The sequence below is a fragment of the Pseudomonas sp. M5 genome (assembly GCF_016907075.1).
Lineage (GTDB): Bacteria > Pseudomonadota > Gammaproteobacteria > Pseudomonadales > Pseudomonadaceae > Aquipseudomonas > Aquipseudomonas putida_E.
This window is the reverse complement of record NZ_JAFBBH010000001.1, coordinates 3,925,298-3,937,842: the sequence shown is the minus strand read 5'-3', so window position 1 is coordinate 3,937,842 and position 12,545 is coordinate 3,925,298. Positions and strand designations below refer to the sequence as shown.

Genomic DNA, 12,545 nt, shown 5'->3' with positions numbered 1-12,545 from the left:
TTAATGCCAGCATGCGAAAAATCTGAAATGGCCGTCAGTTTTTCTTGAATCGATAGAACAGCGCCGGCTCACTGACCATGTACAGGTTGCCCTGGTCGTCCATCGCCACCCCTTCAGCACGCGGAATGGTGTCCTTGAGGCCGTTGAAACCGCCCAGCAAGGTCATGAAACTCACCTGCTGACCTTGCTCGTCGAGCTCCAGCAGCATGTTGGAGTCCGCCGACAGCACCAACAGATGGCCCGTACGCGGGTCGACACCCAAGCCTGAGAGGTTGCGCAGGTCGAGTTCGTTGCTGGCCAGCGGCTGCTTGTCACCTTTGAGCGGGCTGCGCCCATCGGTGCTCCAGGTATACAGCTTTGGCGGCCGCTCCTCGCCGATCACCAGACGCTGGCGCATCGGGTCCCATGCCACGGCCTCGAAGCCCTTGTTGCTTTTCACCGACTCGCCCAGGTCGTGGCTCTGAAAATCTGCATGGTTCAGCGACTTGGTTTGTGCGTCCACCTTGACCACGGTCAGGTCGTGCAGACGTTCATCGGTAATGGCCAAGCGGCCATCTTCCAGCACGGCAACCCCTTCGGGGTTGTTCCACCCCTGCAAGGGGATCTGCCTCAGCACATCACCATCCAGGCTCAGCTCGACCAGGAACGGGTTCTTGCCCATGACCACAAACAACGTGCGGGTATGCGGATTGAATGCTACGTCCGAGGCTTCATCATCTTCCATGCCCGGCATAGGCTTGGCATCGATATCGACCTTATAGTCCGGCAACCAGACGCTTTCGCTGCGCTCGGCGCTGCTCTCGAAGCCTTCCTGGACCCACAGTCGGCCACGGTCATCCCAGTGCATCGCCACGGCCACGCCATAGCCGATCACCGCAGCCACAGCCAGGCCGAACGGCCAGCGCAGATAGAAGCGACGCTTGGTGGATACGGGAGCGCTGGAAGACAGGGCCATACAGAGTATTCCTGGGTAAATAGGCGGAGATTCGCGCATTATCCAGATAGGTTGTGAAAAAAACGGTAAATCGCGTCGCCCGCTTCGCGGGCGACACAGTCTCTGCTCAGAGTACCCGGCTTTCGAAGCGGCTCACGCCCGGCAACTCCAGCACCAGCTCATCACCCACTTCGAAGGGGCCGACGCCAGCCGGGGTACCGGTCAGGATCACATCCCCCGGCAGCAGCGAAAAGTGCGAGGCCATGTGCTGGATGATCGGCACGATCGGGTTGAGCATCATCGCGCTGTTACCGTCCTGGCGAACGTCACCATTGATGGTCAGGCGCACCGGGATGTCGGCCAGGTCTTCGAACGTGCCGGCAGCGACGAAAGGCGGCAGTACGCAGGCACCGTCGAAGCTCTTGCAAGTCTCCCACGGCATGCCCTTTTCCTTGAGTTTGGCCTGCACGTCACGCAGGGTCAGGTCCAGCGCCGGGGCAAAGCCGGAGATGGCATCCAGCACTTCCTCTTCAGATGGATGTGCCGACAGCGGCTTGCCCAGCAACACCGCGATTTCGGCTTCGTAATGCACCGAACCACGGTCGGTAGGAATCTTGAAACCACCCTCCAGCGGCACCACGCAACTGCCCGGCTTGATGAACAGCAACGGCTCGGTCGGAATGGGATTGCCCAGTTCCTTGGCGTGCTCGGCATAGTTGCGGCCAACGCACACCACCTTGCCCAGCGGGAAGTGGATACGGGTGCCGTCTACGTACTGGTGCTGGTAACTCATGGCCGACTCCTTTGATTACTGCTTTTATTCAGGAGCGAAGATCTTACCCGGATTCATGATGCCGTTAGGGTCGAAGACGGCCTTTATCGCCTTCATGCAGGCGATTTCCTGTGGTGAACGGCTATAGCCAAGGTAATCGCGCTTGGTCATGCCCACACCGTGCTCGGCGGAGATCGAGCCGTTATAGCGCTGGACGATCTCGAACACCCACTTGTTGACCTTGGTGCATGAAGCGAAGAAATCGTCTTTGCTCATGGACTCGGGCTTGAGGATGTTCAGGTGCAGGTTGCCGTCGCCGATGTGCCCGTACCAGACCACCTCATAGTCGGGATAGTGCTCGCTGACGATGGCATCGATGTCGCGCAGGAACGCCGGCACCTTGGAAACCGTGACAGAGATATCGTTCTTGTACGGTGTCCAGTGGGAGATGGTTTCGGACAGGTACTCGCGCAGCTTCCAGAGGTTTCTCAACTGAGCTTCGCTCTGGCTCATCACCCCGTCCAGTACCCAGCCTTGCTCGACGCAGTGCTCGAAGGTGGCCAGCGCATCGTTGGCCACCTCCTCGGTACTGGCCTCGAACTCCAGCAGGGCATAGAACGGGCAGTCGGTGGCGAACGGCGCAGGCACATCGCCACGTGCCATGATCTTGGCCAGGCCCTTGTCGGAAAAGAACTCGAATGCCGTGAGGTCAAGCTTGCCCTGGAAGGCATGCAACACCGGCATGATCGAATCGAAGTCCGGCGTGCCCAGCACCATCGCAGTGAGGTTGCGCGGGGCGCGGTCCAGGCGCATGGTGGCCTCGACCACGAAGCCCAGGGTACCTTCGGCGCCGATGAACAACTGGCGCAGGTCATAGCCCGTGGCGTTCTTGATGAGGTCCTTGTTCAGCTCGAGCAGCTCGCCCTTGCCAGTGACAACTTTCAGGCCGGCAACCCAGTTACGGGTCATGCCGTAGCGAATGACCTTGATGCCGCCGGCGTTTGTGCCGATGTTGCCGCCGATCTGGCTGGAGCCACTCGAGGCGAAATCCACCGGGTAATAAAGCCCCTGTTCTTCGGCGAATGCCTGCAGCTGGCGAGTGATGACCCCTGGCTGGCAGACCACCGTGCGGTCGAAGGCATTGAAATCGAGAATCTGGTTCATGTAGTCGAAGGCGACTACCACTTCACCATTGGCTGCCACCGCACCGGCGGAGAGCCCGGTCCGACCGCCGGAAGGCACCAGCGCCACCTGATGGCGATTGGCCCAGCCAACGATGGCCTGAACCTGTTCCACGCTTTTGGGGAACACGATGGCAGTGGGCGCGGGCGGAAAATGCTTGGTCCAATCCTTGCCGTACGCTTCCAGGGAAGCGGCATCGGTCAGGACCTTGCCAGGGTCTACCAAGGTCATCAGTTCATCAATTACCGCGGGGTGCGTCATCGCCGGAACTCTCGACTTATTCATAGTCACCCTGAGTACTCTTCACCTGTCGGGATAAGCTCAGATTGTGTCGCGTATGCTAGCATAGCGCCCCCGCTGTTCGTGCTAAGGCCCGCGCTGCGCCTAGCATCATTTCTCGCCATTTTTTCTCCGGGATACAGGTTTACGCAGATGAGCAAGACTTCTCTCGACAAGAGCAAGATCAGGTTCCTTCTTCTTGAAGGTGTGCACCAGAACGCGGTGGATACCCTCAAGGCCGCCGGGTACACCAACATCGAGTACCTCACTGGCTCGCTGCCGGAAGCAGAACTCAAGGAAAAGATCGCTGATGCCCACTTCATCGGCATCCGTTCGCGTACCCAGCTGACCGAAGAGATCTTCGACTGTGCCAAGAAACTGGTCGCCGTCGGTTGCTTCTGCATCGGCACCAACCAGGTCGACCTGGACGCTGCACGCGAGCGCGGCATTGCCGTGTTCAACGCGCCATACTCCAACACCCGTTCGGTGGCGGAACTGGTACTGGCCGAAGCCATCCTGCTGTTGCGCGGCATCCCCGAGAAAAACGCCTCCTGCCACCGTGGCGGCTGGATCAAGAGCGCGGCCAACTCGTTCGAAATCCGCGGCAAGAAGCTGGGCATCGTCGGCTATGGCTCGATCGGTACCCAGCTGTCGGTACTGGCCGAGAGCCTGGGCATGCAGGTCTACTTCTACGACCCGCTGACCAAGCTGCCGCTGGGCAACGCCGTACAAGTCACCAGCCTGCACGAACTGCTGGGCCTGGCCGACATCGTCTCGCTGCACGTGCCTGAGCTGCCATCCACCCAGTGGATGATCGGTGAGAAAGAAATCCGCGCGATGAAGAAGGGCTCGATCCTGATCAACGCCGCCCGTGGCACCGTGGTAGAACTGGACCACCTGGCCGCAGCCATCAAGGACAAGCACCTGATCGGCGCCGCCATCGACGTGTTCCCGGTCGAGCCACGCTCCAACGACGAAGAGTTCGAAAGCCCGCTGCGCGGCCTGGACAACGTGATCCTGACCCCGCACATCGGCGGCTCCACCGCCGAGGCCCAGGCCAACATCGGCCTGGAAGTGGCCGAGAAACTGGTCAAGTACAGCGACAACGGCACCTCGGTATCGTCGGTCAACTTCCCTGAAGTCGCCCTGCCGGCACACCCGGGCAAGCACCGCCTGCTGCACATCCACGAAAACATTCCGGGTGTGCTCAGCGAGATCAACAAAGTCTTCGCCGAGAACGGTATCAACATCTCCGGTCAGTTCCTGCAGACCAACGAGAAAGTGGGTTACGTGGTAATCGACGTTGACGCCGAGTACTCGGACCTTGCGCAAGAGAAGCTGCAGCACGTCAAGGGCACCATCCGCTCGCGCGTACTGTTCTGAGCTTGATTGCGGTATGAAAAAAGGGAGGCCTTGGTGGCCTCCCTTTTTTGTTTCGCCAACAAGCCAGCTCACACAACGATGCGAGTGGGGATCGACTTGCCAGCTTAAGGGCTGCGTGATGGCTCGGCTTACTTCACTTCAACCGTGATCTTCTTCGACTCAACGCTTGGCTTGAACGGCACGTGATACTGGTCACCCAGTACCAGCTGCAGGGTATGCTTGCCCGGCGTCAGGGTAAGAGTGGTTTCGGTCTGGGCCTTGCCGAAGTGCAGCACCTGCGGGCCGGCTGGCAACGCCGCGCCGCCTTCCGGCATCAGGCTGGTCGGCAGTGGCTGATCGGCTGCAGGCTCCTTGTCCACATCTACCAGCAGGTGGTGGTGGCCCGTGTGCGGGGTCTGGTCACCCGCAGGCTTGAGCCCCATGCCTTCGATGCCAAACTTGACGGTAAAGGTCTTGTCGACCGTTGCGCCATCGGCGGGGGAAACGATGAAGACCTTGGCATCCTTGGGCGGCTCCTGGCTCTTCAGCGCATCCGCAGCGCTGGCCAGTACCGAGGCCCCCATCAGCAGACCGGCTACGGCAGCACGCGAAAATAGGCTGTTCATTCACTTCTCCTGTGATTCACTCATTGACCGCCACCTGCAAACGAACGGCAGCGGAAGCTCACCATAGCCCACAAAGAGAAAAAATTCAGTTAGGGTTAAACATCGCCAAGGCTTCAAGGTCATAGGCTGCGCTCGACCACGACGAGGAAGAAAGTCGTGGCGACAGTTATTCATTTGCCAAAGAAAAGGGGCATTAGATGCGTTCGACCATGGGTGTACTGCTGGCAGTACTGATCACGCCATTGGCTCAAGCCGAGCTGATAGACGAAATCGCCGACCGGGGCGAACTGCGCATTGCCGTACAGGCCGACAACTCGCCGTATGCCTTCAAGGAAAACGAGCATCTGACGGGCTTTGAAATCGAATTCGGCCAAGAGCTGGCCAAACAACTGGACCTGCGTGTCGAGTTCATTGAAACGCCTGTGGCCGAGATACTGCCGGGTGTTGAAAGTGGCAAATACGACATCACCCTGACCCCATCGGACAATGCTCCCAAGGCCGATACGCCGTTTGATCTGAGCCAGCCTTTTGGCGAGAGGAAACTGGTCATCCCGTTCCAGAAAGACAACCCGGCGTTCGAGAGCGCGGTGAACAACGCGCTGCAGCGCCTCAAGGACAGCGGCCGTACAGCGGAGCTTGAGCAGAAGTGGTTCAAAGGTGTGCCGGAGACGGCTACCGGGCAGTGAGTCATTTATTGCCTGCACCAGCCTTTACGCGGCTAACCCCGCGAAAGGCCATCACCAGACTACGCTGACAGCCCAGCCAGCGCTCGCTGGGCCTCTTCCAGCTCCAGCTCACTGAACACCAGTACCCCCTCCCGCTGCAGCAGTGCAGTGGTAACCCCTTGCCCCGGCACCTTCACCCCTGCGAACGTGCCATCGTAGGTCAAGCGGTTGCCACACGAAGGGCTGCCCGCCTTGAGCACCGCGACCCGGATGCCATGCCGACGCACCAGTGCCAGCGCCTGGTGCGCACCGGCAAGAAAGGCCGCGCTTACGTCCTCGCCCTTCACCGTCAGCACCTGCGCTGCCCCATCGAGCACATCGCCACCCTGCCCGCCCGGGATCTCTGCGGGCGGGCGCGGTGTGGGCAGGCCACCGGCCACCTCCGGGCACAACGGCACCACACGCCCTTCAGCCTGCCAGCGCTGCAACAGATCAGGATGGCCGCTGGCCCGCCCGTCATAACGCACCGGCTGCCCCAGCAGGCAGGCGCTGACCAGTACCTTGGGCGGGTCAGAACGGGTCATTGCCACGGCGCCGGAACCAACCCGTCAACGAAAGCCGCTCACGCCCCGCAGGCAAGACTTCGTGAGGCACTTCACCCGACAGAAACACCACCAGGCAGCCGGCCACGGGCTGCACGTCATGCTCGACAGCGTCAGCCAGGAACATGCGCAACTGGCCACCATCCTGCGGCTGCCAGTCTTCGTTGAGGTAGAGCACAGCCGAGACCATGCGCCGGTCGTCGTCGCGAAAACGGTCCAGGTGGCGACGGTAGAACGCACCTGCCGGGTACAGGGCGAAGTGACACTCGAAGTCTTCAAGGCCCAGGAACAGGCCCTGGTTGATGGCCAGGCGCAGCTGGTCCATGGCTTCCAGGTATTTGTCGCAAGCCTCGGCCTGCCCCGGGTCGATCCACTGGATCTGGTCGCCACGGATCGCCTCGCGCACCTCCTGGGCCACACCGCGCCCCACCCCGGCAGGGTTGAGCTGGCCTTCGGCATCACGGCGCCGACACTCGGCCGCAAGCGCACGCACCAGCTCAGCCGGCAGGAAAAGGGCCTGCTGCGACCAGCCATGGGTGGCCAGATCGTCAACGACGGCCGCAAGCATCGGGTGTTCAGGGGAGATATGCATGGCGCGCATCATATCCATTAGCCCTGCACTCGCACAGCGCCACTTGGCCGAGAAACACTCCGCTATCTCGACAAACCGGCGCCGAGCCAAGGACAATAGCCACCTGCCGACAGGAGTCCTGAATGCGCCGTCTGTTTTCCCTGATTCTGCTGATGATCTGCACCATGCCGGTCTGGGCAGACAGCCTCGATCAACTGTACAAGGCCGCCGGCTGGCCCGACCAGCGCGCCCATTTCAATGATGCCGTGAGCGCTGCCCAGCAGCGCTATCGCAACAGCCTGCCGCCTGCGGTTTACCAGGCGCTGGTCAGTAACAGCAATCAGCGCTTCCAGGCCGAGGCCATGGACCGCCGTGCCCAGGCGCAATTGCGCAGCGCCCTGCCCGACCCTGCACCGGCGCTGGCCTTTTTCCAGTCACCGCTGGGGCGCAAGATCGTCGCAGCCGAACTGCTGGCCACGCGCAAGGACCAGTTGGCCAAGCACGCCAAGGGCTTGCCGAAAATTCAGGCCAGCGACAACCGTCTGCTGATCATCGGGCACCTGGCTCAGGCCCTTCCGGCCCGCGAAGCCGGTGCCGAGGTTAGCCTGGCGATAGCCGGTGTGGCGGCCGACAGCCTTAGCTCGATGATCCCCGGCCTGTTCGGCGGTGGCCAGGCCCAGGGCCTGCTCGATGGCCAGCGCCAGCGGCTGATGAACCAGATTGGCGAAGACCTCAACAACACGTTGCTTTACGTCTACCGCGACCTGTCCGACGCCGAGCTGGAAGAGTTCGCCACCTTCGCCGAGTCACCTGAAGGCAAAGCGTACTACCAGGCCGCAGTGGCAGCCGTGCGCGCCGGCCTGGCAGTCGGCCAGAGCGGCGCGAACCTCAAGTGATCAGCCCAAGCGCTGGTCGATGAAGTCGAAATAGCGCTGGCGGATGCCCGGCAGTTCGTTGGCCAGGTGGTGACGGGCTTCGGGCAGCAGCAGGATCTGTGGCTCAGCAAACTTGGCCTTGAGCACTTCGAGGTTGTAGGGCCAGTCCACTGTGCCATCGGCCTGCCCCTGGACGATCAACGGCCGCCGCGGGCTGCACGGCGCGGCCTCGATCCGCTTGACCCAGGCCATCAGCGCGCCGACCCAGGCTGTCGGCAGGCGCCGAGGCTGCAGCGGGTCGGCCTCCAGGAACGGCAGGAACGTCGGGTCGTTGCTATTTTCGCTGAAGCGCCGCTCAATGCCATTGACGAAGTGACGCAACACCCGATAACTGAGTTTCGACCACAGCCAGGCGCGCGGGCGCACGAGCGGCGCAAGCAGGATCACTTGGCCATCAACGGGGCTCTGTACCCCCTGATGCAACAGATGATCGACGGCGATGGCACCGCCAGTGCTTTGCCCGAACAGGTGCCACGGGTGCGGCAAAGCAAGGCCGCGCGCCTGCTCGAACAGGGCATCGAGCACCTGCTGATAGAGTGCGAAATCAGTGATGCTGGCGCGCTCGCCACTGGACAGGCCATGGCCAGGCAGGTCGCAGCTGATCACTGCATAACCCTGTTTCAGTGCCCATTCGATCACGTGGCGGTAGAGGCCCATGTGGTCGTAATAGCCATGCAGCACAAACACTGTCGCCACGGGCTGCGAAGGTAGCCAGACCTGCCCCACCAGCTCGAAACCCGCTGCCTGAAAACCGCCCAGCCAGCTCTGCGCCGGCAGGTTCAGGCCGTAGAAACGCTGATAATCCTGCCCCTGAACGGACAAGGGTTGGCGTTTGCCCAGGGGCGCGAGGCTGACGCGCAGGCGGTCGGGGTGAAAAGCGGCAGGCATCGGGTACATCCACAGCGAAGCGAGTATTGATCCGGGATATTCAGCTCTTGGCTGCGCCGTGGCAAGCTTGGCCACTTTTTCAATCAACAAGACCGCTCCTCCAAAGGCTGCGGATGTGCCATGAAAACTCGAACGATCAAGCCGATATTTTCAGCCATTGCATTACTGTCATGCGCCGCCGTGCTCTGGTGGGCATACGACAGTTTCCAGGCCCGCTACCTGCGCCCGTTCGAAAGCCAGACCACGCTGTTCGACGGCAGCCAGCTGCGCCTGCCCGCAGAGCTCGCCGGCCCCGGCCTGGTTCGCGTAGTGCACTTCTGGGACCCGACCTGCCCGTGCAATGTCAGCAACCAGCAGCACCTGGGTGACCTGGTCAGCCATTTCGCAGACAAGGGCGTGGCCTTCCACGTCGTGCAAAAGCCGGGCAGCCATGGCCAGCTGCCGGCAAGCCTCACCCGCCTGCAACCCATCACCCACCTGCCGGGCAGCGAAAACCTGCCCGCCTCTCCGGCCGTAGCGATCTGGGACCGCCAAGGCAACCTCGCGTACTTCGGCCCCTACAGCGAAGGCGCGGTGTGCAACGCCAGCAACAGCTTCATCGAGCCGATCCTCAAGGCCCTGCTCGATGGCCGCCACGTCACCGCATCGAACACGCTGGCCGTCGGCTGCTATTGCCCTTGGGCCGGCTGACGCACGCGCGCCGGGTTACCGACCACCACCGCGCCTGCCGGCACATCGCGGGTCACCACACTGCCCGCACCAACCACTGCGTTATCGCCAATGGTCACCCCAGGCAGGATGATTGCGGCACCACCGATCCACACATTGTTGCCGATGGTCACCGGCCGTCCGCTCTCCAGCCCGGTACGCCGCAGTTCAGGGTCGAGCGGGTGATCGGCGGTGTAGATCTGCACCGCCGGGCCAACCTGGCAATCATCGCCGATACGTACCGGCAGCACGTCCAGGATCACGCAGTTGAAATTCATGAAGGTATTGCGGCCGACACTGATGTTGTAGCCGTAGTCGCAATAGAACGGCGGGCGGATGACCGTGCCTTCGCCCACATGGCCGAAGTGCTCGGCAAGCAGGCCGTTGCGGGCTTCGTTAAGCAACTCGAAGCTGGTGTTGTAGCGCTGCATCCAGTGCTTGCTGGCGATTTGCTCAGCCTGTAGTTCGGGGCAGCCGGCGTGGTAGGGCTGGCCGCTGAGCATTTTCTGTTTTTCGCTGAGGGACATGGAAACTCCTGTCGAGGGCTATGCTCTTTGCGCGAATCCGCCGAAGATCGGACCACAATTCCCGCTCGAATGCACAAGGAGCTTCAATGAAGCGCAGCCTGACCCTTTTGGCCGTGGTAGTGGCCGTGGCCGCCGGTGCCGGTTACTGGTACGTGCACGGCAAACTGCCGCAGCGTGACGGCGAGGTAGCGGTAGCCGGCCTGCAGGCCCCGGTCAGTGTGCGCTATGACACCCGCGGCGTGCCGCACCTGCAGGCGCAGAACGAAGCAGACTTGTACCGCGCCCTCGGCTACGTGCATGCCCAGGACCGATTGTTCCAGATGGAAATCATGCGCCGCCTGGCTCGCGGTGAACTGGCCGAGGTGCTGGGCGACAAGCTGCTGCCCACCGATACCCTGTTCCGCAGCCTGCGCATCCGTGATCAGGCGGCGCTGATGGTTCAGCGCCTGGACCATCAATCCCCCGCGTGGAAGGCCTTGCAAGCCTACCTCGATGGCATCAACGCCTGGCAGGCGAGCCACCCCAAACCCATGGAGTTTGACCTTATAGGCATAACGCCCAGGCCGTTCACCGCTGAAGATACCCTGAGCATTGCCGGCTACCTGGCCTACAGTTTTGCCGCCGCGTTCCGCACCGAGCCTGCCTTGACCTACATCCGCGACCAGCTCGGGCCGCAGTACCTGAAGATTTTCGACCTCGACTGGCAACCTGAAGGCGCGCTGGGGACCCCGCTGGCGGCGCAGGACTGGCAGGGCCTTGAAACCCTCGCCCGCCTCAGCCACCAAGCCCTTGGCGATGCCGGCATTCCCCAATTCGAAGGCAGCAATGCCTGGGCAGTGGCCGGCGGCCGTACCCGCAGCGGCAAGCCGCTGCTGGCCGGCGACCCGCACATCAGCTTCGCGGTGCCGGCCGTCTGGTACGAGGCCGAGCTGTCGGCGCCAGGGTTCAATCTGTACGGCTACTTCCAGGCGCTGAACCCGTTCGCGCTGCTCGGTCACAATCGCGACTTCGGCTGGAGCCTGACCATGTTCCAGAACGACGATGTCGACCTGATTGCGGAAAAGACCAACCCGGCCAACAGCGATCAGGTGATGGTCGAGGGCCAGTGGCGAACACTGGAAAAGACTGAGCAGAAAATCGCCGTCAAAGGCGAGCAGCCCGTCAGCATCAGCCTGCGCCGCTCACCCCACGGGCCGATCGTCAACGACGTGCTGGGCGCGACCGCCGGCACGACGCCAATCGCGATGTGGTGGGCCTTCCTGGAAACCGAGAATCCGATCCTCGAAGGCTTCTATCAGCTCAACCGTGCCGACTCCCTTGCCAAGATGCGCGAGGCGGCGGCCAAGGTTCAGGCGCCAGGGCTCAACTTCGTCTGGGCCAGTGCAGGTGGCGATATTGGTTGGTGGGCTGCGGCGCAACTGCCGATCCGCCCGGATGGCGTCAACCCGTCGTTCATCCTCGATGGCGCGAGCCACCAGGCCGACAAGCTGGGTTTCTACCCTTTCAGCGTCAACCCACAGCAGGAAAACCCGGCCAGCGGTTACATCGTTTCAGCGAACTACCAGCCGCCAGCGGCGGTACCGATACCGGGCTACTACAACTTGCCGGACCGGGGCCGCCAGCTGGACCGCCACCTGGCAAACCCGCAAATGAAATGGGATACCGAGAACAGCCAGGCGCTGCAACTGGACACCGCCAACGACTATGGCCCACGCACCCTGGCGCCCCTGCTTGCGACCCTGCGCGACATCGCCCAGGGCGATGAGGAAAAGGAGCTGGTCGAGCAACTGGCCGCCTGGCGCGGAGATCACCCGCTGGACTCGACCAGCGCCACACTGTTCAACCAGTTTCTCTACCAGTTGGCACATGCCGCGCTGCATGACGAGCTGGGTGATACCTGGTTCCCGGTGCTCATCAGTACCCGCACCATCGACTCTGCCCTGCCCCGCTTGGCGGCGGACGCGCAATCACCGTGGTGGAACACGCGCGGCGCCAACCAACGTACCGACCGCACCGCCATCGTGCGCATCGCCTGGCAGCAAACCCTCGGGCACCTGCGCGCAACCTTTGGCAAAGACCCGGCCAGCTGGCAATGGGGCAAGGCGCATACCCTGACGCACAACCATCCACTGGGTGTTAAAAAGCCGTTGAACCTGCTGTTCAACGTCGGCCCGTTTGCCGCCCCGGGTACCCATGAGGTGCCCAACAACCTGTCGGCGAAAATCGGGCCTGCGCCGTGGCCGGTGACGTATGGACCTTCGACGCGGCGGTTGATCGACTTCGCCGACGCTGGGCAGGCGTTGACCAGCAACCCGGTCGGGCAGAGTGGTGTGCCGTTCGATCGGCACTATTCGGATCAGGCTGAAGGCTATATCGAGGGGCAGTATCAGCGCGCCCAGATGGGGGTGATACCGGCCCACACTACCTTGCGTCTGGTACCCACAGAGTGATGGAAACTTTTCTTCGGATCGGCTTCTCCAACAGCTTCAGACTG

Annotated in this window: 13 protein-coding genes; 5 read left to right on the top strand and 8 right to left on the bottom strand. The window is 62.1% G+C overall.

What is annotated here, in order from left to right; genetic code table 11:
• Nucleotides 1-34 precede the first annotated feature (34 nt).
• The 3 genes from JOE27_RS17970 to JOE27_RS17960 all read right to left on the bottom strand — a co-directional run bounded on the left by JOE27_RS17970 (nucleotide 35) and on the right by JOE27_RS17960 (nucleotide 3,149).
• Complete coding sequence (locus JOE27_RS17970; RefSeq protein ID WP_046787000.1) at nucleotides 35-955, bottom strand: SdiA-regulated domain-containing protein; 921 nt, start codon at nucleotides 953-955, stop codon at nucleotides 35-37.
• A gap of 106 nt (nucleotides 956-1,061) precedes the next feature.
• Nucleotides 1,062-1,727, bottom strand: a complete 666-nt coding sequence (locus JOE27_RS17965) for a fumarylacetoacetate hydrolase family protein (protein WP_012312259.1) — start codon at nucleotides 1,725-1,727, stop codon at nucleotides 1,062-1,064.
• Nucleotides 1,728-1,751: 24 nt separating this feature from the next.
• Entirely contained in the window at nucleotides 1,752-3,149 is a 1,398-nt protein-coding gene (locus JOE27_RS17960; RefSeq protein ID WP_115273340.1) for an FAD-binding oxidoreductase, read from the bottom strand.
• A 171-nt stretch (nucleotides 3,150-3,320) separates the two neighbouring features.
• On the opposite strand from JOE27_RS17960, the gene serA reads away from it, so the two are divergent.
• Entirely contained in the window at nucleotides 3,321-4,550 is a 1,230-nt protein-coding gene (gene serA, locus JOE27_RS17955; protein ID WP_039602651.1) for a phosphoglycerate dehydrogenase, read from the top strand.
• 128 nt (nucleotides 4,551-4,678) lie between these two features.
• Here serA and JOE27_RS17950 read toward each other — a convergent pair whose 3' ends face one another.
• A complete protein-coding gene (locus tag JOE27_RS17950; RefSeq protein WP_046786998.1) occupies nucleotides 4,679-5,155 on the bottom strand; it encodes a DUF4399 domain-containing protein in 477 nt (158 codons plus the stop codon).
• Nucleotides 5,156-5,352: 197 nt separating this feature from the next.
• Here JOE27_RS17950 and JOE27_RS17945 point away from each other — a divergent pair, with 197 nt between their 5' ends.
• Entirely contained in the window at nucleotides 5,353-5,841 is a 489-nt protein-coding gene (locus JOE27_RS17945; RefSeq protein WP_046786997.1) for a transporter substrate-binding domain-containing protein, read from the top strand.
• Nucleotides 5,842-5,900: 59 nt separating this feature from the next.
• Here the strand turns inward: JOE27_RS17945 and JOE27_RS17940 are convergent, their stop codons facing one another.
• Nucleotides 5,901-6,404 carry a DUF523 domain-containing protein gene (locus JOE27_RS17940; RefSeq protein WP_046786996.1) on the bottom strand — a complete coding sequence of 168 codons (504 nt, stop codon included), beginning with the start codon at nucleotides 6,402-6,404 and terminating at the stop codon, nucleotides 5,901-5,903.
• Nucleotides 6,391-7,023 (bottom strand): 2OG-Fe(II) oxygenase, encoded by a 633-nt coding sequence (locus tag JOE27_RS17935; RefSeq protein WP_046787080.1) that lies wholly within the window; start codon nucleotides 7,021-7,023, stop codon nucleotides 6,391-6,393. Before JOE27_RS17935 ends, JOE27_RS17940 begins: the two co-directional genes overlap by 14 nt.
• 113 nt (nucleotides 7,024-7,136) lie before the next feature.
• Between JOE27_RS17935 and JOE27_RS17930 the strand changes: the two genes are divergently transcribed.
• Nucleotides 7,137-7,889, top strand: a complete 753-nt coding sequence (locus tag JOE27_RS17930) for a DUF2059 domain-containing protein (RefSeq protein WP_115273339.1) — start codon at nucleotides 7,137-7,139, stop codon at nucleotides 7,887-7,889.
• On the opposite strand, the gene JOE27_RS17925 is transcribed toward JOE27_RS17930, so the two are convergent.
• On the bottom strand, nucleotides 7,890-8,816 hold the full coding sequence (locus JOE27_RS17925) for an alpha/beta hydrolase (protein WP_204919388.1): 927 nt from the start codon (nucleotides 8,814-8,816) through the stop codon (nucleotides 7,890-7,892).
• Between the two features lie 120 nt (nucleotides 8,817-8,936).
• On the opposite strand from JOE27_RS17925, the gene JOE27_RS17920 reads away from it, so the two are divergent.
• Complete coding sequence (locus JOE27_RS17920; RefSeq protein ID WP_204919386.1) at nucleotides 8,937-9,506, top strand: DUF6436 domain-containing protein; 570 nt, start codon at nucleotides 8,937-8,939, stop codon at nucleotides 9,504-9,506.
• On the opposite strand, the gene JOE27_RS17915 is transcribed toward JOE27_RS17920, so the two are convergent.
• Nucleotides 9,485-10,051: a sugar O-acetyltransferase gene (locus tag JOE27_RS17915; protein ID WP_115273336.1), complete on the bottom strand. Its 567-nt coding sequence runs from the start codon at nucleotides 10,049-10,051 to the stop codon at nucleotides 9,485-9,487. The genes JOE27_RS17920 and JOE27_RS17915 overlap by 22 nt on opposite strands.
• 86 nt (nucleotides 10,052-10,137) lie before the next feature.
• Here JOE27_RS17915 and JOE27_RS17910 point away from each other — a divergent pair, with 86 nt between their 5' ends.
• Complete coding sequence (locus tag JOE27_RS17910) at nucleotides 10,138-12,501, top strand: penicillin acylase family protein (protein ID WP_204919384.1); 2,364 nt, start codon at nucleotides 10,138-10,140, stop codon at nucleotides 12,499-12,501.
• Nucleotides 12,502-12,545: the final 44 nt, after the last annotated feature.